Genomic DNA, 21537 nt, shown 5'->3' on the forward strand with positions numbered 1-21537 from the left:
GCAGGGCGTGGGCTATCCGCTTAATGGGGGAAGATGGGCCGCAAAGTTGGGCGCGGAGTACCCAATACGGTGCGGCGAGGTAACGTCATGCGCTACTGTCATAGGGCGCGAGGGGCATGAAAACCGGTGACTTATCCACATAGTCGGCCCTTGCTATCCACCCAGTGGCGCTACCACCGGCGTGGCGCAGAACTTGCTGTCCAACAACGATAACGACGCGCCGTCAGAGCGCGCAAACGCCTAACCGCCGTGGGTGCACCCTGATGAGCAGCCAGACACGCGATATCCATATCCAACGCTTCGACCTCGAAGGCGCCCGCAGCTGGATGTCCGGCATCTGCGGGCCGCACCGCCTGGCGACGACGACCCCGGAGCGCCTGCGTTTTCACCACAGCGCCAATGTGTTCAAGTCCCGCGCGACCACCTTGGGCGTGATCGAATACGGCACCGACGTGACCATCGATATCGAGGATGCCGAGCACTTCAGCAGCTACAGCCTCAGCCTTCCGTTGGTGGGTGAGCAGGAGTTGAGCAAGAACGGTGAGCGCCTGAGTTCCAACCGCGACCAAGGCGTGATCATCTCGCCCAACGAGCACCAGGTGCTGGCGATTTCCGGGGACTGTCGCAAGCTGCAAGTGGTGATTACGCGGGCAGCGATGAGTGAGTCACTGGAAGGTTTGTTGCAACGGCCCATCGACGCGCCGCTGCGCTTTGAGTCGGTGATGGATGCGGTGGATGGCGCCCCGGCCTCGTGGTGGCGCATGGCGCGTTACTTCATTGCCGAACTGGAGCGCAGCAGCGAGTTGTATGAACAGGCCGCGTTTACCCGGGATCTGGAAAGCTCGCTGATCAAGGGGTTGATCCTGGCCCAGCCCAATAATTACTCCGAAGAACTGCGCGACGTACTGGGCGTGAAACTGCCGCATTACTTGATCCGCGCGCGCCAATACATTCACGACAACGCCCGCGAAGCGCTGCACCTGGAAGACCTGGAAGCCGCAGCAGGCGTGTCGCGCTTCAAGCTGTTCGACGCTTTCCGAAAGTACTTTGCCCTGTCGCCGATGGCCTACCTGAAGAAGTACCGACTGGGCGCGGTGCGCCAGGAAATCCTTGAGCACGGTTCAATTCGTACCATCTCCGAGATTGCTTTGGGCTGGGGCTTTACTCACTTGGGACGGTTTTCGGCGGAGTATCGCAAGCTGTTTGACGAGTCGCCCAGCCAGACGCTGCAGCGCAATCGCCTGCGCAGTACTTGAGTCTGATGAAGAGCAAAATGTGGGAGGGGGCTTGCCCCCGATAACGGTGGATCAGTCAGCCCATTCGTTAACTGGCCCAGCGCAATCGGGGGCAAGCCCCCTCCCACAGGGAGATCGCAGTGTTTAGAGCGTTTCAGATCAGTTCTTCCACCAACTGCAGGCAATGACTAACCCCCGGCGACTGATCATTCACCCTTCGGCTGAGAATAATCGGCGAGGTCGCGGTGGTTTCCACAATCGGCGTGTAACCGATATCCGCCCGATGCAGCACCTGCACCGACGCAGGCACCAGCGTCACGCCCATGCCAGCGCCGACCAGGCCAATCGCGGTCTGCAGCTCGTTAGTCCACTGCGCCACCTTGAGGCTTAAACCGTGGGTATCGAACAGCGCGATCACATGGTCGGCATAACTGGGGCGTGGGTTGCCGGGGTAGAGCACAAACGGCTCGGCGGCCAATTGGGCGAGGGTGGCCGGCGCCGCCAGCAGCGGGTGGCCGGCAGGCAGTACCGCCACCAGTCGATCCTCCACCAGTACACGCTGGTCAATGGCTGGGTCGTCGATGCGGATACGCCCGAAGCCGACATCAATGCGCCCGGCCTTGAGCGCTTCGACCTGCTGCAAAGTGGTCATCTCGGACAAACCCAATTCCAGCTCCAGCGCGTCATGGCTGCGCAGCCGCCGGATCAGCTCGGGCAGTACGCCATACAAAGTCGACGGCGCAAAGCCGATGCCCAGCCAGGTCTTTTCGCCCTGGCCGATGCGCCGGGTGCTGTCGCAGACCTTGTTCAACTGTTCGAGCAGCACATTGGCGTGTTCATAGAAAAACCGCCCGGCTTCGGTCAGTCGCAGTGGGCGGCCGCGTTCCAGCAGAATCACCCCCAGCTCATCCTCCAGTTGCTGGATCTGCCGGCTCAACGGTGGTTGGGCGATGTGCAGGCGTTCGGCGGCCCGGGTGAAGTTGAGGGTTTCGCCCAGCACCTGGAAGTAGCGCAGATGACGCAGTTCCATGACGGCTCCTTTCATACCTTGAGAGTATTGTTCGAGACTAATTCTATATTGGCTCCACGCAAAGAGCGGGAACAGAATCAGCGCAGACCTATAAAGAACCCAGCGGGTATTGCCATGCCGATTTGCGCCATTGAGTCGATCGAGACCATTATCGTCGACCTCCCCACCATTCGCCCGCACAAGCTGGCAATGCACACGATGCAGAACCAGACCCTGGTGATCATCCGCGTGCGTTGCGCCGACGGCATCGAAGGCATCGGTGAGTCCACCACCATCGGCGGTCTGAGCTACGGCAACGAGAGTCCCGACAGCATCAAAATCAATATCGACCGCCACTTCGCGCCGCTGCTGATCGGCCAGGACGCCAGCAATATCAACGCCGCCATGTTGCGCCTGGAGCGCAGTATTCGCGGCAATACCTTTGCCAAGTCCGGCATTGAAAGCGCGTTGCTCGATGCATTGGGCAAACGCCTGAACCTGCCGGTGAGCGAGCTGCTCGGCGGCCGTGTACGTGACGCGTTGCCGGTGGCCTGGACCTTGGCCAGCGGCAACACCGAACAAGACATCGCCGAAGCCGAAAAGATGCTCGACTTGCGCCGCCACCGCATCTTCAAACTCAAGATCGGCGCCGGTGAAGTCGGTCGCGACCTCGCTCATGTGATCGCGATCAAAAAGGCCTTGGGCGAGCGCGCCAGTGTGCGCGTCGACGTCAATCAGGCCTGGGATGAAGCCGTCGCCCTGCGCGCGTGCAAGGTGCTTGGCGACAACGGCATCGACCTGATCGAACAACCGATCTCGCGCAATAACCGTGGCGGGATGGCCCGGCTGAACCTGTCGAGCCCGGCGCCGATCATGGCGGATGAATCCATCGAATGTGTCGAGGATGCCTTCAACCTCGCCCGTGAAGGTGCGGCGTCAGTGTTCGCCCTGAAGATCGCCAAGAACGGCGGCCCGCGTGCGGTGTTGCGCACGGCCGCGATTGCTGAAGCGGCGGGTATCGGCCTGTACGGCGGCACCATGCTCGAAGGCGGCATCGGCACCCTGGCCTCGGCCCATGCGTTCCTGACCTTGAACAAGCTGGCGTGGGACACCGAACTGTTCGGTCCGCTGCTGCTCACCGAAGACATTCTTACCGAACCGCCGGTGTACCGCGATTTTCAGTTGCATGTCTCCACTGCGCCGGGCCTGGGCCTGGCCATCGATGAAGAGCGTCTGGCGTTCTTCCGTCGTGACAAACACTAAGAGGCGCTTGCCATGTTGTTCCACGTAAAAATGACCGTGAATCTGCCCGTCGACATGAACCCTGAGCGCGCCGCCCGCCTCAAGGCCGACGAAAAAGCCCTGGCTCGACGTTTACAAGAGCAAGGCAAATGGCGCCACCTGTGGCGCATCGCCGGGCTTTACGCCAACTACAGCGTGTTCGATGTCGACAGCGTGCAAGAGCTGCACGACCTGCTGATGCAACTGCCGCTTTATCCCTACATGGCCATCGAAGTGAACGCCCTGTGCCGGCACCCTTCGTCGATCCATGAGGACGACCGTTAAGCCTGTTCTACACCTAACAATTACAAGATGAGGATCGCACCATGTCCATCCGACTGTCCCAGACTGCCCACGCCCAACAGTTTCTCGAAGAAGCCAGCGGCAACCTTAATGACGGCGGTAACCCGCGCACCAAAGCGCTGATCTACCGGATTTTGCGCGACACCGTGAACATCATCGAAGACCTGGACGTGACGCCGGAAGAGTTCTGGAAGGCGGTCAACTACCTCAACGAACTGGGCAAAAACCAGGAAGCCGGACTGCTTGCCGCCGGGTTGGGCCTGGAGCACTACCTGGACATGTTGATGGACGCCGCCGATGAAGAAGCCGGCAAATCCGGCGGCACGCCACGTACCATCGAAGGCCCGCTGTACGTGGCCGGTGCGCCGCTGTCCCAGTACGAAGCGCGGTTGGATGACGGGACGGATGCCGCAGTGCCGCTGTTCATGCGCGGACAAGTGCGCGACACCAACGGTAAACCGTTGGCTGGGGCGATTGTGGATGTGTGGCAGGCCAACACGGGCGGCACTTATTCCTGGTTCGATAACACCCAGTCGGAATTTAACCTGCGCCGTCGCATAGAGACCGACGCCCAGGGTAACTACCGTTTTCGCAGCATCGTGCCGTCGGGCTACGGCTGCCCGCCGACTGGGCCGACCCAGCAACTGCTCGATCAATTGGGGCGCCACGGGCAGCGGCCGGCACATATCCACTTCTTCATCTCGGCGCCGGGGCATCGGCACCTGACGACACAGATCAACCTGTCGGATGACCCGTACCTGCACGATGACTTTGCCTACGCGACGCGGGATGAATTAATTGCCGAGATTCGCTTCAGCGACGATCAGCAACTGGCGCGGGAGTTTGGGGTAGAAGGGCGGTTTGCACAGATTGATTTTGATTTTGAGTTGCAGACGGCTGATGCGCCGGTAGAACAGAAACGCATGCAGCGAGTCCGCGCCCTCGAAGACTAAATGCGGTCAAAAATGTGGGAGGGGGCTTGCTCCCGATAGCGGCGGATCAGTCAACATTTAAGTGACTGACACACCGCCATCGGGGGCAAGCCCCCTCCCACATTTGATCTGAGGCGTGGCTGACTATTTGCGTACGACGAGATCAAGTACCTCATCCTTATCCTTGATCTTCTGCAGCACGATTTCCGAGCGTATATCCATCACCCCCGCCGTGCGGTTCAGGTGGTTCACGATAAAGTCCGAAAAGTGCTTGAGGTTGCGCGCCTGCACCCGCAGCACATAGTTGCTGGCGCCGGTGATCACATAGGCGCTGGCCACTTCCGGCCAGCCTTGCACCTTCTTGATAAACGTCTCATGCCAATCCTCCACATCCTGGCGCAACGACAGGTGGACGATGGCTTCCAGCTCGATCCCCAATTGCTCGGCATTCAGCACTGCGCGGTAGCCGCTGATGATTCCTTCACTCTCCAGCAGACGCAAACGGCGCAGGCAGGCGGAGGGCGACAGTGCGACTTTTTCCGCCAGTTCCTGGTTGCTGATACGGCCATCCTGTTGCAGGAAATGCAGGAGGCGCAGGTCGGTGGCGTCAAGAATCATGGTTTGAATAAATCCGCGTGTTTAGGGGTTAAATTCGAATTTCCTACTGCTTAATTAGCCTGTTACCCACCACTTTGCACGAAAATTCTCTAAAGCTTCGTTCATTATTTGGTTCATTCCCACCTATAAAAACCAGGACTCTCCATGACCACCCGAAGCCATTGCCAAGCCCTCGACGCCCAGGACCCGCTGGCGCCGTTGCGCAATCAATTTTCCTTGCCGGAGGGTGTGATCTACCTCGACGGTAACTCCCTTGGCGCACGTCCGGTGGCATCGCTGGCGCGGGCGCAACAGGTGATTGCCGAGGAGTGGGGCAATGGCTTGATCCGCAGTTGGAACAGCGCCGGTTGGGCAGACTTGTCCCAGCGCCTGGGCAATCGCCTTGCGCCGCTGATCGGTGCGCGGGACGGCGAAGTGGTGATCACCGATACCACCTCCATTAACCTGTTCAAAGTGCTCAGTGCTGCACTGACGGTGCAGCGCCAACGCGCAGCAGAGCGCAAGGTAATCGTCAGCGAAGCAAGCAACTTTCCCACCGACCTGTACATCGCCGAAGGCTTGGCTGAATTGCTGCAACAGGGTTACTCCCTGCGTCTGGTGAACAGCCCGGACGAACTGCCCCAGGCCATCGACGCCGACGTGGCGGTGGTGCTGCTCACCCACGTCAACTACAAGACCGGCTACATGTATGACATGCAGGCGCTTACGGCCTTGAGCCATGAATGTGGCGCGCTGAGTATCTGGGATTTGGCGCACTCGGCGGGCGCGGTGCCCATCGATCTGCATAACGCCGGGGCCGATTACGCGATTGGCTGCACTTATAAATACCTCAACGGCGGCCCAGGCTCCCAGGCGTTTGTGTGGGTCAATCCGGCGTTGGTCGACCTCGTACGCCAGCCGCTTTCGGGCTGGTTCGGGCATACCCGGCAGTTCGCCATGGAAGCCAACTATGCGCCGAGCGCCGGTATTGCCCGCTACTTGTGCGGCACCCAACCGATCACCTCGCTGGCGATGGTGGAGTGTGGGCTGGCGATTTTTGAGCAGACTGATATGGCGAGCCTGCGCACTAAATCCCTGGCGTTGACGGATCTGTTTATCGAGTTGGTTGAAGCCCGTTGCGCGGCTCATGGCCTGGTGTTGATCACCCCGCGTGAGCATGCCCGGCGCGGTAGCCATGTGAGTTTTGAGCACCCCGAAGGTTATGCAGTGATTCAGGCTCTGATTGCCCGTGGCGTGATCGGCGATTACCGCGAGCCGCGCATCATGCGGTTTGGGTTTACGCCGCTCTATACGAGCTTTATTGAGGTCTGGGACGCTGTGGAAATCCTCGGTGAGATTCTCGACGAGAACACCTGGGACCAGCCGCAATTCAAAGTCCGCCACAGCGTCACCTGAATAAACGCAGACAACATTATGGGAGAGGGCTTGCATCAGATACACAATGGATAAACACCACAAGCCTCATGTGGGAGGGGGCTTGCTCCCGATGGCAGTGTGTCAGTCGCCGGATTGGCAAGCTGATACACCTCCATCGGGAGCAAGCCCCCTCCCACAGGGATCTGCGGCAACAGACAAATAGTGCAACCACAATAATAAAGGGGCACCCCACGTGACTACGCCAGACACCGGCTTTGCCGAGATCACCCAACGCGAACTGGGCCTTCGGCGCCAGCTCACTTCCGGCCAGATGAGCATGATCGCCATCGGTGGCGCCATCGGCACCGGGTTGTTCATGGGCAGCGCCTATGCCATCGGTTATGCCGGGCCGAGCGTGCTGGTGAGCTACGCCATTGGTGCACTGATCACCTTGCTGTTGATGGGCTGCCTGGCGGAGATGACCGTTGCGCATTCCACCTCGGGTTCCTTCGGCGCCTATGCCGAGTTCTACATCAGCCCGCTGGCTGGGTTTCTGGTGCGTTATGCCTATTGGGCGGCGATTGTGCTGGCGGTGGGCGCCGAGGTCACGGCGGTGGCGATGTACATGAAGTACTGGTTCGCCAACGTGCCGGAGTGGGTGTGGATTGTGTCGTTTTCCAGTGTGCTGATCCTGCTTAATGCGATCAGCGTGAAGACGTTTGGCAACTTTGAATACTGGTTCTCCACCATCAAGATCAGCGCCATCGTCGGCTTCATCATCCTGGCCGTGTATGTGGTGTTCGGCTCCGGCAACCCGGAGTATGGCGTGCAGAATTACACCGCACACGGCGGTTTTTTCCCCCATGGCTTGAGCGGCATGTGGATTGCCGTGATTGTGTCGATCTTCAGTTACCTGAGCGTCGAGATGATCGCTGTGGCTGCCGGTGAAGCCGCCGACCCGGAGCAGGCGGTGAAGAAGGCCTTTCGCGCGACCATCGTGCGCCTGGTGGTGTTTTACCTGCTGACCCTGGCGCTGATGCTGGCCATCGTGCCGTGGAATCAGGCCGGGCAGACCCAAAGCCCGTTCGTCACAGTGATGCAGACCATCGGCATTCCCGGTGCCACCGGGGTGATGAATTTCGTGATCCTGATCGCCGCGTTGTCAGCGATGAACAGCCAGCTCTACATCACTACACGCATGATGTTCAGCCTGTCCCGCGCAGGCTTCGCACCCAAGTCCATGGGCGCGTTGAGCAAAAGCGGCATTCCGCTGAATGCACTGCTGCTGTCCAGTTCGGGCATTGCCCTGGCGACCTTGTTGAATGTGGTGTACCCGGAAAGCTCGTTCACCCTGATGATGGCGATCTCGATGTTTGGCGCGATCTTCACCTGGTTCATGATCTTCCTCACGCACCTGTTTTTCCGTCGCTATCGCAAGCGTCACGGCGGGGCGAAGTTGTCATTCCAACTGCGCCTGTTTCCCTACAGCACATTGCTGGGTCTGGTGCTCATGGGCGCGGTGATGATCACCACGTATTTCACCGAGGCGTTCAAGATGACGTTGGTGTTTGGCGTGCCGTTCCTGTTGATTCTGTCGGCGGTGTATTACGGGTTCTTCCGCAAGGGCAGGGCCAAGGCGTTGAACAAGGCTTTGGCGTAACCCGGCAGTTGCTCGAACGAACGTGCGCAAAGCAACAGCTGTCGGCGGGCCCAGTCTTCTCCCAGAGGCTGGGCCTTGAAGTGGCGCGCCAAGGGCCAGCGATCCAACGCGGCCTGGGGCACGATGCCCAGGCCAGCACCTCGTGCGACCATCCGAATCACCCCATCAAAGCCCTCGGCGCGGATGCGCGTCTGTAAGCGGAACCCCGCGTGCAGCGCTTGTTCTTCCAGGTACACCGACAGTGCGCTGTGGGCCGCGAGGCCGACGTAATCGTGTTGCAGGCTGTCGATAAAACTCACCGGGCTCGCTGCCAGGGGATGATCCAGGGGCATGATCAGCACCAGCGGGTCATCGCGAAAGGGCAGGGTCTGCAAACCGTGGGTGTCTACTGCATCGGAGATGATCCCCAGGTCGGCCGTGCCCTGACGCAGGGCCTGGATGATGCGCAGGCTGGGCAACTCCTGCAGGTCGATATCGAGGTTGGGGTGTTCGCGTAGAAAGTCCGCGAGCAGTTCCGGCAGGTATTCGCTGAGCGCAGTGGTGTTGCACAGCAGGCGCACTTGGCCTTTGATGCCGTTGGCGTATTCGGCGAGGTCCTGTTGCAGATGGTCGGCCTGTTGCAGCAGCAGGCGAGCGTGGCGCGCGAGGGCTTTACCTGCAGGTGTCGGCGTGACACCCCGGCGGCCCCGCTCAAGCAATTCGATGCCCAGCGATGCTTCCATAGCGCGGATGCGTGCGCTCGCGGCTGCCAGGGATAAATGGCTGCGGCTGGCGCCGGCGGTGATGTTGCCGGTGTCCAGGGTATGCAGGTAGAGGCGCAGATCGATCAGGTCAACGTGCATGGGTAGGATTCTCGGATGGCTCTACTGGCCGCATCGGGGGCAAGCTCCCTCCCACATTTGGATGGGTGAACACAGTCTAAGTGGGAGGGGACTTGCCCCCGATGCGGCCCCAAGGCTCTTGCTAAACAAGAGGCTGCCTCAGTATATGGCGAATTTCAGAACGCATCGAAAAGTCGCACACTCTGCCCATGATTACCTTCCTTGCGTTCTACCAAAGCCTCGGTCCCGCCCTTACGCTGCTGGTGATTGGCACATTCCTGCTGGCGGGCACCGTCAAAGGAGTAATCGGCCTCGGCTTACCGACAGTCGCCATGGGCATGCTTGGTCTGGCTATGTTGCCGGCGCAGGCTGCGGCGTTGCTGATCATTCCTTCAACGGTCACCAACCTTTGGCAACTGGCATTCGGCGGGCACCTGAGTGGCTTGCTCAAACGCCTTTGGCCGATGCTCGTGCTGATTTTCCTCGGCACCGGGCTGGGTACGGTGTGGCTTGGCATGGAAGGTGGGCACTGGGTGGTGCGCGCGCTGGGCGCGGCGTTGCTGGTGTATGCGTTGAGCGGGTTGTTTTTGCCCACCTTCAAGGTCAAGCCGCAGACCGAACGCTGGTTGGGCCCGTTGTGTGGGCTGATCACCGGTTTGATCACCTCGGCCACTGGCGTGTTCGTGATTCCTGCGGTGCCGTATTTGCAAGCCTTGGGCCTGAGTCGCGATCAGTTGGTACAGGCCCTCGGCCTGTCGTTCACCGTGTCGACGCTGGCGCTGGCGGCGGGATTGGCTTGGCGTGGCACCTTGGGCGGCGGTGAAGTGAGTGCCTCGCTGCTCGCGCTGGTGCCGGCGCTGCTGGGCATGTGGCTGGGCCAAGCGCTGCGCCAGCGAATCAGTGCGGTGTTATTCAAGCGGGTATTTTTCATCGGCATGGCCCTGTTGGGCGGTCATCTGCTGATCAGTGGTTAACAATCTCATGGGTATTCGTGCTTTTTGATCAAAGGTATTTTGCCGGGTGACGGCTTATTCCGAAGGGGCGGGGCCGATAGTCTGCGTCCAGACATTTTCAACCTTCTGGATCCCCTCCCATGAAAAAAGTACTCCTGCTCAACGGCGGCAAAAAATTCGCCCACTCCGATGGCCGCTACAACACCACCCTGCATGAAACTGCCCTGGCTGTGCTGGATCGAGGCGGTATCGACGTTAAAGTCACCCATATCGACGAAGGCTACGACGTGGCCGAAGAGGTGGCCAAGTTCCTCTGGGCCGACGTGATCATCTACCAGATGCCCGGTTGGTGGATGGGGGCGCCGTGGATCGTCAAGAAGTACATCGACGAAGTCTTCACCGAAGGCCATGGCAGCCTGTACGCCAGCGATGGTCGCACCCGTTCCGATGCCTCGCAGAAATACGGCAGTGGCGGCCTGATCCAGGGCAAGCAGTACATGCTGTCCCTGACCTGGAACGCACCGCAGCAAGCCTTCGACGACCCGAGCGATTTCTTCGAAGCCAAGGGCGTGGATGCGGTGTACTTCCCGTTCCACAAGGCCCACGAGTTCCTCGGCATGACCGGCCTGCCCACGTTCCTGTGCGTGGATGTGATGAAGCGCCCAGCCATCGAGGCAGACGTGGCGCGCTATGAGCAGCATCTGGCGCAGGTGTTCAAGCTCTCGGTGTAATAAGCTGCACTGAACCGATAACGAGGACCGTCCGTGAAAGCCCGATCCGATGAGCTACAGATCTTCGTCAGCGTCATCGAGTGCGGCTCGATTTCCGCGGCGGCGGAGCAGGTCGGGCAGACGCCGTCGGCGGTCAGCCGTACCTTGTCGCGCCTGGAAGCCAAGCTCGACACCACGCTGATCAACCGCACCACGCGACGCATGGACCTGACCGAAGAGGGCAAGTATTTCTTCGAACAGGCCAAGCTGATCCTGGCGCAGATGGATGAGCTGGAAGAGCGCCTGTCGTCACGTCAGAAGAACCCTGCCGGGCGGCTGCGTATCAACGCGGCCGTGCCGTTTATGCTGCATGGGATCGTGCCGTACATTGCCGAGTTTCGCAGCTTGTACCCGCAGATCCAGTTGGAGTTGAACAGCGATGACCTGATCATCGACCTGCTGGAACAGAGCACCGACATCGCCATTCGCATCGGCGCCCTGGCCGACTCGACCTTGCATGCGCGTTCCCTCGGTTGTACGCCGCTGCATATCCTGGCCAGCCCTGAATACCTTAAGCAATACGGCGCACCCACCACGGTGGCCGAGTTGGCTGACCACACGTTGCTCGGCTTCAGTCAGACCGAAACCCTCAACCACTGGCCGCTGCGCCATGTGGAGGGTGACCGCTGGCTGATTCAGCCGAGCATCGCTGCCTCCAGCGGCGAAACCCTGCGCCAGTTGGCGCTGGAGGGGCAGGGTATTTGTTGCCTGTCGAACTTCATGACCAGCGCCGACATCGACGCCGGCCGCCTGGTGCCGGTGCTGGAAGCCTTCAACAGCGGTTATCGCCAGCCGATCCACGCGGTCTTCTACCGTAACTCGCAGTTGGCGTTGCGCATCCAGTGCTTCCTGGACTTTATCCAGGCCAAACTGGCGCGGTATGCCTGCTGATTCGTGACTGCCACGCAAGATTGAATTGGGCGTCAGGGGCTTATTCGGTAAGGGTGGAGCCGGGATACTGGGCCTATCACTTACCCAGTCAGGAGAAATCTCCATGAACGTATTCGTTACCGGCGCCGCAGGTTTTATCGGCGGTTCGATTGCCACCGGCCTGGTCAAGGCCGGCCATCACGTCACCGGCCTGGTACGCAGCGCCGAGCAAGCGGCTGAGCTGACGGCCCTGGGCATCGCTCCGGTGATCGGCAGCCTCGATGACGCTGCCGTGCTTACCGAGCAAGCGCACAAGGCCGATGCGGTGATCAACGCCGCCAGCAGCGACCATCGTGCTGCGGTAGAAACGCTGTTGACCGCCTTGCAGGGATCAAACAAGCCGTTCCTGCACACCAGCGGTTCGAGCATCGTGGGCGATGCGTCGGGCGGTAAGGCCAGCGACGTGATCTATTTCGAAGACAACCTGCCGGAGCCGACCGTCGACAAGGCCGCGCGTGTGGCCATCGACAACCTGATCCTGGCTGCCGCCCAGGACGGCGTGAATTCGGCGGTGATCTGCAACACCCTGATCTACGGCCACAGCCTGGGCGTACAGCGTGACAGCGTGCAATTGCCGCGCTTGCTCAAGCAGGCGCGCAAGAGTGGGGTGGTGCGCCATGTGGGCACAGGGCAGAACATCTGGTCCAACGTGCACATCGAAGATGTGGTTGCGTTGTACCTGCTGGCGCTGACGAAGAACGTACCGGGCACGTTCTACTTTGTGGAAAGCAGCGAAGCGGCGTTTGTCGACATGACCACGGCCATCGCTGACGCGCTGAAGCTGGGCAAGCCGCAGGACTGGCCATTGGCCGAGGCTGAAGCCGAGTGGGGTTATGAAATGGCCAACTACGGCCTGGGTTCGAACAGCCGGGTGCGCGGCAAGCATGCCCGCGAACTGCTGGGCTGGGCACCGAAGCGCACGTCGGTGGTTGAGTGGATTCGTCACGAAATGGTGTGATGTTCGCTTGAGACCGAGTCGGCCATCGGGAGCAAGCCACCTCCCGCATTAGAATGCGTTCCAAAGCTGGAACACGGCCAAGTGTGGGAGGGGGCTTGCCCCCGATGGCGACCACTCGGTCTTCCAGACTAGCCCCACCCCGCTCATTTCCGTACCATTCCCCGCCTTATCCCCCGCAACTCCCTGGTACCTCATGAACCTCACCCGACTGCGCGCCGATGCCCTGGCCGGCCTCACCACGTCTTTCGCGCTGCTGCCCGAATGCATCGCCTTTGCTCTGGTGGCTCACCTTAATCCGCTGATGGGCCTATACGGCGCCTTTATCATCTGCACCCTGACGGCCTTGTTCGGCGGTCGGCCCGGTATGGTCTCCGGCGCGGCGGGCTCGATGGCGGTGGTGATCGTCGCGTTGGTGGTGCAGCACGGCGTGGAATATTTGCTGGCAACGGTGCTGCTGGGCGGGTTGATCATGGTCGCCTTCGGCCTGCTGCGCCTGGGCAAGCTGGTGCGCATGGTGCCGCATTCGGTGATGCTCGGGTTCGTCAACGGCCTGGCGATCATCATTGCCCTGGCGCAGTTGGAGCATTTCAAGAGCGGTGAAACCTGGCTCAGCGGCACGCCGTTGTATGTGATGACCGGGCTGGTGGCGGCGACCATGGCCATTGTCTACCTGCTGCCGCGCCTCACCCGCGCGGTACCGCCGGCCTTGGTGGCGATCCTCGGCGTGGGCCTGGCGGTGTACCTGCTCGGCCTGCCAACCCGCACCCTCGGCGACATGGCCCACATCGCCGGAGGCCTGCCGACCTTCGCGTTGCCGCAGATCCCCTGGACCCTGGAAACCCTCGGCATCATCGCGCCATACGCTTTCCTGATGGCCATGGTCGGCCTGCTGGAAACCCTGCTGACCCTGAACCTTACCGACGAAATCACCGAAACCCGCGGCTATCCTGATCGCGAAAGCGTGGCGTTGGGTGCGGCGAATATGGTCTCGGGCCTCTTCGGCGGCATGGGCGGTTGCGCGATGATCGGGCAAACCGTGATCAACCTCAGCTCCGGCGGACGTGGGCGCTTCTCCGGGGTGTTTGCCGGGGTGATGATTCTGTTGTTCATTCTGTTTCTGTCACCGCTGATTGAGCGGATCCCGCTGGCGGCGCTGGTGGGGGTGATGTTCGTGGTGTCCCAGCAGACCTTCGCCTGGGCGTCGCTGCGGGTGATCAACAAAGTGCCGCTCAATGATGTGCTGGTGATTATTGCGGTGACGGTGATCACGGTCTTTACCGACCTGGCCACCGCCGTACTGTGCGGTATCGTGATCGCCGCGCTCAACTTCGCCTGGCAACAGGCCCGTGAGTTGTACGCGGATGAGCACCTGGAAGCCGACGGTAGCAAGCTCTATCGCCTGCACGGCACGTTGTTCTTTGCCTCGACCACGCCGTTTTTGAACCAGTTTGACCCGGCCAATGACCCGGATCAGGTGACGCTGGATTGTCGTCACCTGAGCTTTGTCGACTACTCAGCGATTGCCGCGCTGATGACCTTGCGCGAGCGCTACACCAAGGCCGGCAAGCATCTGCGGGTGTTGCATTTGTCTGAGCGCTGCAAGAAGTTGCTCAAGCGTGCGCGGGTGCATCACGACTAATTGAGCCTCTTTGGCGAGGGAGCTTATTACCAAGATTTGCGACCGCTGCGCAGCCCAACGGGAGCAAGCTCTCTCGCCACAACATTACGGCCCGACCAGGTCTTCCAATTCCTGGGCGCGGGTCTGGGTCATGTCCAGCACGCAGCCGGAACCGTTGACTTGGTCGATGGTGCCGCCGGTGGCGGACCCGGCGAAGGCGCAATTGGCGTCACGGTATTTGATCCACAGGCGCTGCAGGTCCTGCAGTTGCTGCTGGCGCGTGCCTTCCAGGGCGGCGATGGCGGTCTTGTAGGCTTTGTTCAGGCGCGTGTCTTGCACCTTGGTTTCCTTGACGTTGCAGCTGACCATATCGGCAGTGGTGTTGGCGCCGTCCATGCATTTTTTCAGCGCCGGGTTGTCGGCAGCGGCGGCAGTGCCGCATACGGCGAGAAGCAGGACGCCAGCGGCGAATGTGGTGCGAATCATGCTCGATTTTCCTGGCAACAGTGGGTGTGCATTCTATGACTCAGCCCGCTGGGCTGAGTTTCCGGTCTTTTCTGATCTTCATGTAAGAACAGCCCCCCAATTTTCATACGCAGGTGTAGGGCATGTCCCAACGCGACAGCGCTTGTCTGTGGGCGAAACTTACTTTCATAAAATTTGAAAATGCTCCTCGGTAATGATTTATGAGTTTCACAACCAATTCGACGTGACCCTTTCCGAGGAGTACCGCATGGCCGCATCACCGGGCTTCGGGCTGTTGGCATACGCTGCCATCGCCATCATTGCTTTGATCGTGCTGATTGCACGTTACCGACTCAACCCGTTTATCGTCATCACCCTGGTATCCATCGGCCTGGCGCTGATGGCCGGGATGCCAGCGGACACCATCATGGGCTCCTACGAAGCGGGTGTTGGCAAGACCCTTGGGCATATCGCGCTCGTTGTGGCGCTGGGCACCATGCTCGGCAAGATGATGGCCGAGTCCGGTGGCGCCGAGCAGGTGGCGCGCACGCTGATCAATCGTTTTGGCGAGCGCAACGCCCATTGGGCGATGGTGTGCATTGCCTTTCTGGTGGGGTTGCCGCTGTTTTTCGAGGTGGGTTTTGTGTTGCTGGTGCCCATCGCCTTTACCGTCGCCCGACGCGTAGGCGTGTCGATTTTGATGGTCGGCTTGCCGATGGTCGCCGGTTTGTCGGTGGTACACGCGCTGGTGCCGCCGCATCCGGCGGCGATGATGGCCGTGCTGGCGTATAACGCGTCGGTGGGGCAGACGGTGCTGTATGCGATTCTGATCGGTATCCCCACGGCGATCATTGCAGGGCCCGTCTACGCCAAGTTCATCGTGCCGCACATCCACCTGCCGGCAGAAAACCCGCTGGAACGCCAATTTATCGAGCGTGAACCGCGCACCCGTTTGCCGAGTTTTGCCCTGACCATGGGCACCATCCTGTTGCCGGTGGTGCTGATGATGATCGGCGGATGGGCCAACGTAATCTCTACGCCGGGGACCGGTTTCAACCAGTTCCTCTTGTTTATCGGCAACTCGGTCATCGCGTTGCTGGTGGCGACCTTGGTGAGCTTCTGGACCTTGGGGCTGGCCCAAGGCTTCAACCGCGAATCGATCCTCAAGTTCACCAACGAATGCCTGGCGCCGACGGCCAGCATCACCTTGCTGGTGGGGGCGGGCGGCGGTTTGAATCGCATCCTGGTGGACGCTGGGGTGACCAATGAAATTCTCGGCCTTGCCAATGCGTTCCAACTGTCGCCCCTGGTGATGGGCTGGCTGTTCGCGGCGTTGATGCGCATTGCGACCGGCTCGGCCACGGTGGCCATGACGACGGCGTCCGGCGTGGTCGCGCCCGTCGCCATGGGCTTGGGTTATCCACACCCTGAATTACTGGTGCTGGCCACCGGTGCGGGCTCGGTGATCTTTTCTCACGTGAATGACGGCGGCTTCTGGCTGATCAAGGAATACTTCAATATGACGGTAATCCAGACCTTCAAGACCTGGACCGTATTGGAGACTCTGATCTCTGTGGTTGCCTTCGGTCTGACTTACGGTCTGTCCTGTATTTTGTAACCCGGAGCCCCCCATGGACATCCTCTACCAGATCCGCGCCCGCCAGGCTTCTTTCAGCGCCGGCGAAGGACGTATCGCAAAGCTGATGCTCGATGATGTGGGTTTTGCGGCGTCGGCCAGCCTGGATGAGTTGTCCCAACGGGCTGAAGTCAGTACGGCGACCTTGTCGCGGTTTGCACGCAGCGTCGGTTGCCGCGATCTACGCGATTTGCGCCTGCAACTGGCCCAAGCCAGCGGCGTCGGCAGCCGTTTCCTGGACCCGGCGGGGTTGCCCGAACAGTCGGCGTTTCACCGGCAGATTCTCGGTGATATCGAGGCGACGTTGCGTCAGCACTTGTCGGGGTTCAACCAGGCGAGTTTCGCCGATGCGGTCAGCCTGCTGAGCAAGGCCCGGATGATCCACGCGTTCGGCATGGGCGGCCCGTCGAGTCTGTGCAGCGACGAGTTACAGGTGCGCCTTGTCCGCCTGGGCTACCCGATTGCCGCTTGCCATGACCCGGTGATGATGCGCGTCACGGCCGCCACCTTGGGGCCGGAACATGCGCTGATCGTCTGTTCGCTGACCGGTATTACGCCGGAACTGCTGGACGTGGTGGACCTGGCGCGCAACTACGACGCCCGCATCATCGCCATCACCTTGGCCGATTCCCCCCTGGCGCGATTGGCGGATGTCCTGTTGCCGCTGCAACCAGCCGAAACCAGCTTTATCTACAAACCCACCGCAGCGCGCTACGGCCTGCTGCTGGCCATCGACCTACTCGCTACCGAGTTGGCGCTGGCCTTGCCGGACGACAACCAGGAACGCCTGCGCCGGATCAAACTGGCCCTGGACGATTATCGCGGCGGCCCCGATAGCTTGCCGCTTGGAGACTGATATGAAGTACGACACGCTGATTCGCCACGCGCTGATCATCGATGGCAGCAACACACCCGGTTATGTCGCGGATGTGGGGCTGCGCGATGGGCGTATCGAGACAATCGGTGATCTGTCTGCTGCGACGGCCGAGCATGAAATCGACGCCACCGACCGCGTGTTGGCGCCGGGGTTTATCGATGTCCATACCCACGACGACACCGTTGTGATCCGTCATCCGCAGATGCTGCCCAAGCTCAGTCAGGGCGTGACCACGGTGATTGTCGGCAACTGTGGCATCAGCGCTTCGCCGGTGAGTTTGCGCAACGACCCGCCGGACCCGATGAACCTGCTGGGCAGCGCTGCGGCGTTTGTATATCCCCGTTTCAGCGACTATCGCAGCGCCGTTGAAAGCGCCCATCCAGCGCTCAACGTCGCGGCATTGATCGGCCACACGGCGCTGCGCAGCAACCACATGGACGATCTGCATCGCACCGCCACACCGGATGAAATCACCGCCATGCGCGTGCAGTTACAAGAGAGTCTTGAAGCCGGCGCCCTCGGTTTATCCACAGGCCTGGCCTACGCCAGCGCGTTCAATGCCGAGACCGATGAAGTGCTGCAACTGAGTGAAGAACTCACAGCGTACGGTGCGGTGTACACCACCCATCTGCGCAGCGAATTCGAGCCGGTGCTGGAAGCGATGGACGAAGCTTTTCTGATCGGCCGGCACGCCAAGGTGCCGGTGATTATTTCCCACCTCAAATGCGCCGGGGCGGGTAACTGGGGGCGCAGTCCGCAGCTGCTGACCGCTCTGGAGCAAGCGGCGAAAACCCATCCGGTGGGATGTGACTGTTATCCCTACGCAGCCAGTTCTTCGACCCTGGATTTGAAGCAAGTGACCGATGCGTTTCGCATCACCATTACGTGGTCCACGCCCTATCCGGACATGGGCGGGCGAGATTTGCAGGACATTGCTGGCGAATGGGACGTCCCCTTGATGGACGCCGCCCGCCGTCTGCAGCCTGCGGGTGCGGTGTACTACGGGATGGATGAAGCGGATGTACGACGCATCCTCGCGCATCCATTGTCGATGGTGGGGTCGGATGGCTTGCCTGAAGACCCGTTTCCGCATCCACGCTTGTGGGGCGCGTTCCCACGTGTGTTGGGGCATTTCAGCCGGGATATCGGGTTGTTCCCGTTGCATACCGCCGTGCACAAAATGACCGGCTTGTCGGCGGCGCGTTTCGGCCTGGTCGAGCGGGGTGAAATTCGCGAAGGGCACTGGGCGGACCTGGTGTTGTTCGACCCGTTGCGGGTGCGGGATGTGGCGGATTTCAAAAATCCAGAGCAGGCGGCAGAGGGCATTGATGGTGTGTGGGTCAATGGCGTGTTGAGCTACAGCGATGGACAGGCCAATGGTCAGCGCCCAGGACGATTCCTGGCTCGCCAGGGAGATTTGCGTCGGGGGTTCAGCGCTCTATAGTGGGCGATCTCAAAAACGGAGCGGTTGCCATGCACTTAGGAAAAGTCACCCCTATCCTGCGGATTTTCGACGAGACCAAGGCGTTGGAATTCTATGTGGAGTTCCTTGGGTTCAAGGTTGATTGGCAGCATCGTTTCGAGGCGAATTACCCGCTGTACCTGCAAGTATCCTTGGGCGAGTGCGTGCTGCATCTGTCCGAGCATCATGGCGACGCTTCGCCGGGCGCGGCGGTGCGGATTCAGGCGCAAGGGGTAGATGCCTACCAGCAGCAATTGCAGGCTAAGGATTACCGTTATGCCAAGCCCAGCGTTGAAGAAACGCCTTGGGGATCGCGGGAGATGAGCATCAAGGATCCATTTGGGAATCGTGTGGTGTTTGTTGAGGAAGGCGAGGGCTGAGAGGCCAATCGCAGACAATAAAAAAACCGCCTTAGTAGGGCGGTTTTTTATTGCAGCCCCAGCTTTTGGCTGGGGCTGCATCTGTGGCGGGTCAGGTATCGCAGCGATTCTTAAACCCGGAAATGGCTGACCATCTGCTGCAACTGGCTGCCCAAACGTGCCAGTTCCACACTCGATTTGGCCGTCTCGTCACTGGCGGTGGCGGTCTGTTCCGACACGTCACGTACATTGACGATGCTGCGGCTGATCTCTTCGGCCACGGCGCTTTGTTGCTCGGCGGCGGCGGCGATCTGCTGGTTCATCGACTGGATGTTCGACACCGTACGGGTGATGTTTTCCAGGGATACACCGGCCTTGCGCGTCAGCTCCACGCTGCTGTCGGTGAGGCTGCGGCTGTTGTTCATCACATTGGCCACTTGCTGGGTGCCGTTCTGCAAACCGGCGACCAGACCTTCGATTTCTTCGGTGGATTTTTGCGTGCGTTGGGCCAGGCCGCGTACTTCGTCGGCGACCACGGCAAACCCGCGACCGGCTTCACCGGCGCGTGCTGCTTCGATGGCGGCGTTGAGGGCCAGCAGGTTGGTTTGTTCGGCCACGGCTTTGATCACGTCCATCACGCTGCCGATCTTGTTGCTCTCTTGTTGCAGATGGCTCATGGCGTCGGTGGAACGCGCCACTTCGGCGGCCAGGCGTTCGATCTGGGCAATGGCTTCGGCCACCACTTTGTCGCCTGCACGGGCTTGGCCGTCGGCATCGGCAGCGGCCAGGGAAGCCTGTTCGGCGTTGCGCGCGACTTCCTGCACGGTAGCGGTCATTTCATGCATCGCGGTGGCGACTTGATCGGTCTCGATCTTCTGGCTGTTCACGCCGGCACTGGTCTGCTCGGTCACGGCCGATAGTTCTTCGGCGGCGCTGGCGATCTGGGTCACGCCGTCACGAATACCGCTGATCAATTCACGCAAGGTGGTGCCCATGCGCTGGATGCCTTGTTGCAGCACGCCCAGCTCATCGCGGCGGGTGACCTGGATGTTGTGGCTCAAATCGCCGGAGGCAATGCGTTCAACCACGGCCAGGGTTTCCTGGATCGGGCGAGTGATCTGGCGGGTGATGACCAGCGCGGCAATGATGCCGACCAGCAGGGCCAGCAAGGTGCTGATCAATTGCAGGCTACGGGCCTGGGCGCTTTCGGCGTCGCGGCGATCCAACTGGATCTCGTAGAGCTTGTCGCTGATGTTGACGATATCAGTGCCTTGGGTGGTCATTTCTGCGCGAGCAGCAACGATATTGGCGTTGGCCACCTTGTAGTTCTGGACAGCCGTGCGGTAGGCGCCAAGAGCGGTTTCCAGCGCGGTCAGCGCGCTTTGCTGGCCGGCGCCAAAGGCGGCACTGAGGTCTTTCAAGCTGGCAATGGCTTTGTCGATCTGTGCGGCAGCGCGGGCTTCGGTATCCGGGCTGACGTTGCCGGTGTAGCCGCGCACTTCGTAGCGGGCCAGTTGGAATTGCATCTTGGCGTCGGCCACGGCCTGGAACTGAGCAAAGTGCTCCGCGCTGTCAGGCATCTGCTTCACGCTGGCTTCCAGCGCGTCGATCTGGGCGTTGGCGCTGTCGGCCTTGTCGCCCATCACTTGGCGAGAGGCATTGCCGTTACGGTAAGCCTCGCGCATTTTGTTCAGGGATTGCTGGTAGGCGGTAATGACCGATTTCTGCTCATTGAGCAGCTTGAGGTTTTCCGGGCTCTTGAAGCTGTCCAGCAGTTTCTGTTGCTGGGCAACGAAGGCATCGAGGCTGGTCTGCACGTTCTGCGCCACGGCTTCGTCACCGTTGGCCAGCATGTATTGAAGGCGCACGATGCGCAGTTTGGTCAGCGACGCGTTGAGCTGGGTGATGTCGCTCATCCAGTTGCTGCGATCGATCAGGCCGCCCAGGCTGGTCCAGCCAGTGAGTGCCAGGATCGAGGTGAGGACAAGCACCAGGCCGAAGCCCAGGCCCAGTTTGAGGTTGACGCTGATGTTACCGAACCAGCTGTTCATCGAATGCTCCGCAAGAGTGATGTCTGTTTGCTGGACGGTGTTGTTATTTGAGCCAGCCAAGGTGTAGCGCTGTATCGGCGGCGGGATGTGAATCTGAAGGGCGTTTTATTTCAAGTGGCGACGAAGGGTCGTCAGCGGTGTGCAGAACCACTGAGGGCTCATCAAGGGGCGGTCTTGTGTGCTAGTCTGCGGGCCCTTTTAGTTTTGGGCAGCGCGGGAAATCGCGTTGTCCTGCAGCGGAGC

At 60.5% G+C, this 21537-nt stretch carries 20 protein-coding genes and 1 pseudogene; 15 read left to right on the forward strand and 6 right to left on the reverse strand.

The genetic code is table 11. The features are described from left to right. Positions 1–263: 263 nt before the first annotated feature. Complete coding sequence (locus G9Q84_RS23725; protein WP_032885652.1) at positions 264–1256, forward strand: AraC family transcriptional regulator; 993 nt, start codon at positions 264–266, stop codon at positions 1254–1256. Between the two features lie 133 nt (positions 1257–1389). On the opposite strand, the gene G9Q84_RS23730 is transcribed toward G9Q84_RS23725, so the two are convergent. Then, the gene (locus tag G9Q84_RS23730) at positions 1390–2265 is read right to left on the reverse strand and encodes a LysR family transcriptional regulator (protein ID WP_122755869.1); all 876 of its coding nucleotides are present in this window, start codon (positions 2263–2265) and stop codon (positions 1390–1392) included. Between the two features lie 114 nt (positions 2266–2379). Here G9Q84_RS23730 and G9Q84_RS23735 point away from each other — a divergent pair, with 114 nt between their 5' ends. From G9Q84_RS23735 to catA, 3 genes are read left to right on the forward strand one after another with little or no spacing between them, the layout of a single operon-like run. Then, positions 2380–3507: a muconate cycloisomerase family protein gene (locus G9Q84_RS23735; RefSeq protein ID WP_032885576.1), complete on the forward strand. Its 1128-nt coding sequence runs from the start codon at positions 2380–2382 to the stop codon at positions 3505–3507. A 12-nt stretch (positions 3508–3519) separates the two neighbouring features. Further along, entirely contained in the window at positions 3520–3810 is a 291-nt protein-coding gene (gene catC, locus G9Q84_RS23740) for a muconolactone Delta-isomerase (protein ID WP_032885577.1), read from the forward strand. A 41-nt stretch (positions 3811–3851) separates the two neighbouring features. Continuing rightward, positions 3852–4781 carry a catechol 1,2-dioxygenase gene (catA, locus tag G9Q84_RS23745; RefSeq protein WP_122680716.1) on the forward strand — a complete coding sequence of 310 codons (930 nt, stop codon included), beginning with the start codon at positions 3852–3854 and terminating at the stop codon, positions 4779–4781. 123 nt (positions 4782–4904) lie between these two features. Here the strand turns inward: catA and G9Q84_RS23750 are convergent, their stop codons facing one another. After that, complete coding sequence (locus G9Q84_RS23750; protein WP_032885579.1) at positions 4905–5378, reverse strand: Lrp/AsnC family transcriptional regulator; 474 nt, start codon at positions 5376–5378, stop codon at positions 4905–4907. 144 nt (positions 5379–5522) lie between these two features. Here G9Q84_RS23750 and kynU point away from each other — a divergent pair, with 144 nt between their 5' ends. Next, on the forward strand, positions 5523–6773 hold the full coding sequence (gene kynU, locus G9Q84_RS23755) for a kynureninase (RefSeq protein ID WP_122755870.1): 1251 nt from the start codon (positions 5523–5525) through the stop codon (positions 6771–6773). Positions 6774–6987: 214 nt separating this feature from the next. Continuing rightward, the gene (locus G9Q84_RS23760) at positions 6988–8394 is read left to right on the forward strand and encodes an amino acid permease (protein ID WP_032885581.1); all 1407 of its coding nucleotides are present in this window, start codon (positions 6988–6990) and stop codon (positions 8392–8394) included. On the opposite strand, the gene G9Q84_RS23765 is transcribed toward G9Q84_RS23760, so the two are convergent. Further along, positions 8340–9236 (reverse strand): LysR family transcriptional regulator, encoded by an 897-nt coding sequence (locus tag G9Q84_RS23765; RefSeq protein WP_032885582.1) that lies wholly within the window; start codon positions 9234–9236, stop codon positions 8340–8342. The genes G9Q84_RS23760 and G9Q84_RS23765 overlap by 55 nt on opposite strands. Before the next feature lie 188 nt (positions 9237–9424). Here G9Q84_RS23765 and G9Q84_RS23770 point away from each other — a divergent pair, with 188 nt between their 5' ends. The 5 genes from G9Q84_RS23770 to G9Q84_RS23790 all read left to right on the forward strand — a co-directional run bounded on the left by G9Q84_RS23770 (position 9425) and on the right by G9Q84_RS23790 (position 14465). After that, a complete protein-coding gene (locus G9Q84_RS23770; RefSeq protein WP_122755871.1) occupies positions 9425–10189 on the forward strand; it encodes a sulfite exporter TauE/SafE family protein in 765 nt (254 codons plus the stop codon). Positions 10190–10308: 119 nt separating this feature from the next. Continuing rightward, positions 10309–10899, forward strand: a complete 591-nt coding sequence (gene mdaB, locus G9Q84_RS23775; RefSeq protein ID WP_032885584.1) for an NADPH:quinone oxidoreductase MdaB — start codon at positions 10309–10311, stop codon at positions 10897–10899. Positions 10900–10932: 33 nt separating this feature from the next. Further along, positions 10933–11829 (forward strand): LysR family transcriptional regulator, encoded by an 897-nt coding sequence (locus G9Q84_RS23780; RefSeq protein WP_095186365.1) that lies wholly within the window; start codon positions 10933–10935, stop codon positions 11827–11829. A gap of 103 nt (positions 11830–11932) precedes the next feature. Continuing rightward, the gene (locus tag G9Q84_RS23785) at positions 11933–12826 is read left to right on the forward strand and encodes an NAD-dependent epimerase/dehydratase family protein (RefSeq protein WP_032885586.1); all 894 of its coding nucleotides are present in this window, start codon (positions 11933–11935) and stop codon (positions 12824–12826) included. Positions 12827–13019: 193 nt separating this feature from the next. Next, on the forward strand, positions 13020–14465 hold the full coding sequence (locus G9Q84_RS23790; protein WP_122680711.1) for a SulP family inorganic anion transporter: 1446 nt from the start codon (positions 13020–13022) through the stop codon (positions 14463–14465). 84 nt (positions 14466–14549) lie between these two features. Here G9Q84_RS23790 and G9Q84_RS23795 read toward each other — a convergent pair whose 3' ends face one another. Further along, complete coding sequence (locus G9Q84_RS23795; RefSeq protein WP_032885588.1) at positions 14550–14930, reverse strand: lysozyme inhibitor LprI family protein; 381 nt, start codon at positions 14928–14930, stop codon at positions 14550–14552. A gap of 193 nt (positions 14931–15123) precedes the next feature. On the opposite strand from G9Q84_RS23795, the gene G9Q84_RS23800 reads away from it, so the two are divergent. Genes G9Q84_RS23800 through G9Q84_RS23815 form a run of 4 tightly spaced genes read left to right on the forward strand, consistent with a single transcriptional unit; the run spans position 15124 to position 19264 of the window. After that, positions 15124–16527: a GntT/GntP/DsdX family permease gene (locus G9Q84_RS23800; protein ID WP_032885589.1), complete on the forward strand. Its 1404-nt coding sequence runs from the start codon at positions 15124–15126 to the stop codon at positions 16525–16527. 13 nt (positions 16528–16540) lie between these two features. Beyond that, entirely contained in the window at positions 16541–17401 is an 861-nt protein-coding gene (locus G9Q84_RS23805) for a MurR/RpiR family transcriptional regulator (RefSeq protein ID WP_032885590.1), read from the forward strand. Between the two features lies 1 nt (position 17402). Then, positions 17403–18866 (forward strand): N-acyl-D-amino-acid deacylase family protein, encoded by a 1464-nt coding sequence (locus G9Q84_RS23810; protein ID WP_122755873.1) that lies wholly within the window; start codon positions 17403–17405, stop codon positions 18864–18866. A gap of 29 nt (positions 18867–18895) precedes the next feature. Next, complete coding sequence (locus G9Q84_RS23815; RefSeq protein ID WP_032885592.1) at positions 18896–19264, forward strand: glyoxalase superfamily protein; 369 nt, start codon at positions 18896–18898, stop codon at positions 19262–19264. Positions 19265–19374: 110 nt separating this feature from the next. On the opposite strand, the gene G9Q84_RS29895 is transcribed toward G9Q84_RS23815, so the two are convergent. Then, entirely contained in the window at positions 19375–20238 is an 864-nt protein-coding gene (locus tag G9Q84_RS29895; protein ID WP_371260691.1) for a methyl-accepting chemotaxis protein, read from the reverse strand. Continuing rightward, positions 20230–21294: pseudogene (locus tag G9Q84_RS29900) on the reverse strand (methyl-accepting chemotaxis protein); the annotation flags it as partial. The pseudogene G9Q84_RS29900 and the gene G9Q84_RS29895, both read right to left, overlap by 9 nt. Between the last annotated feature and the right edge of the window lie 243 nt (positions 21295–21537).

The sequence above is a fragment of the Pseudomonas sivasensis genome (assembly GCF_013778505.1).
In the GTDB taxonomy this organism is placed as follows: Bacteria; Pseudomonadota; Gammaproteobacteria; order Pseudomonadales; family Pseudomonadaceae; genus Aquipseudomonas; species Aquipseudomonas sivasensis.

Bases quoted from the DNA above. Each gene is read 5' to 3' on its own strand.
- G9Q84_RS23725 (WP_032885652.1), top strand. From the start codon at position 264: ATGAGCAGCCAGACACGCGATATCCATATCCAACGCTTCGACCTCGAA.
- G9Q84_RS23815 (WP_032885592.1), top strand. From the start codon at position 18,896: ATGCACTTAGGAAAAGTCACCCCTATCCTGCGGATTTTCGACGAGACC.
- catC (WP_032885577.1), top strand. From the start codon at position 3,520: ATGTTGTTCCACGTAAAAATGACCGTGAATCTGCCCGTCGACATGAAC.
- G9Q84_RS23795 (WP_032885588.1), bottom strand. From the start codon at position 14,930: ATGATTCGCACCACATTCGCCGCTGGCGTCCTGCTTCTCGCCGTATGC.
- catA (WP_122680716.1), top strand. From the start codon at position 3,852: ATGTCCATCCGACTGTCCCAGACTGCCCACGCCCAACAGTTTCTCGAA.
- G9Q84_RS23800 (WP_032885589.1), top strand. From the start codon at position 15,124: ATGATTTATGAGTTTCACAACCAATTCGACGTGACCCTTTCCGAGGAG.
- G9Q84_RS23790 (WP_122680711.1), top strand. From the start codon at position 13,020: ATGAACCTCACCCGACTGCGCGCCGATGCCCTGGCCGGCCTCACCACG.
- G9Q84_RS29895 (WP_371260691.1), bottom strand. From the start codon at position 20,238: ATGGGCACCACCTTGCGTGAATTGATCAGCGGTATTCGTGACGGCGTG.
- G9Q84_RS23785 (WP_032885586.1), top strand. From the start codon at position 11,933: ATGAACGTATTCGTTACCGGCGCCGCAGGTTTTATCGGCGGTTCGATT.
- G9Q84_RS23770 (WP_122755871.1), top strand. From the start codon at position 9,425: ATGATTACCTTCCTTGCGTTCTACCAAAGCCTCGGTCCCGCCCTTACG.
- G9Q84_RS23735 (WP_032885576.1), top strand. From the start codon at position 2,380: ATGCCGATTTGCGCCATTGAGTCGATCGAGACCATTATCGTCGACCTC.
- G9Q84_RS23765 (WP_032885582.1), bottom strand. From the start codon at position 9,236: ATGCACGTTGACCTGATCGATCTGCGCCTCTACCTGCATACCCTGGAC.
- G9Q84_RS23750 (WP_032885579.1), bottom strand. From the start codon at position 5,378: ATGATTCTTGACGCCACCGACCTGCGCCTCCTGCATTTCCTGCAACAG.
- G9Q84_RS23730 (WP_122755869.1), bottom strand. From the start codon at position 2,265: ATGGAACTGCGTCATCTGCGCTACTTCCAGGTGCTGGGCGAAACCCTC.
- mdaB (WP_032885584.1), top strand. From the start codon at position 10,309: ATGAAAAAAGTACTCCTGCTCAACGGCGGCAAAAAATTCGCCCACTCC.
- G9Q84_RS23810 (WP_122755873.1), top strand. From the start codon at position 17,403: ATGAAGTACGACACGCTGATTCGCCACGCGCTGATCATCGATGGCAGC.
- kynU (WP_122755870.1), top strand. From the start codon at position 5,523: ATGACCACCCGAAGCCATTGCCAAGCCCTCGACGCCCAGGACCCGCTG.
- G9Q84_RS23805 (WP_032885590.1), top strand. From the start codon at position 16,541: ATGGACATCCTCTACCAGATCCGCGCCCGCCAGGCTTCTTTCAGCGCC.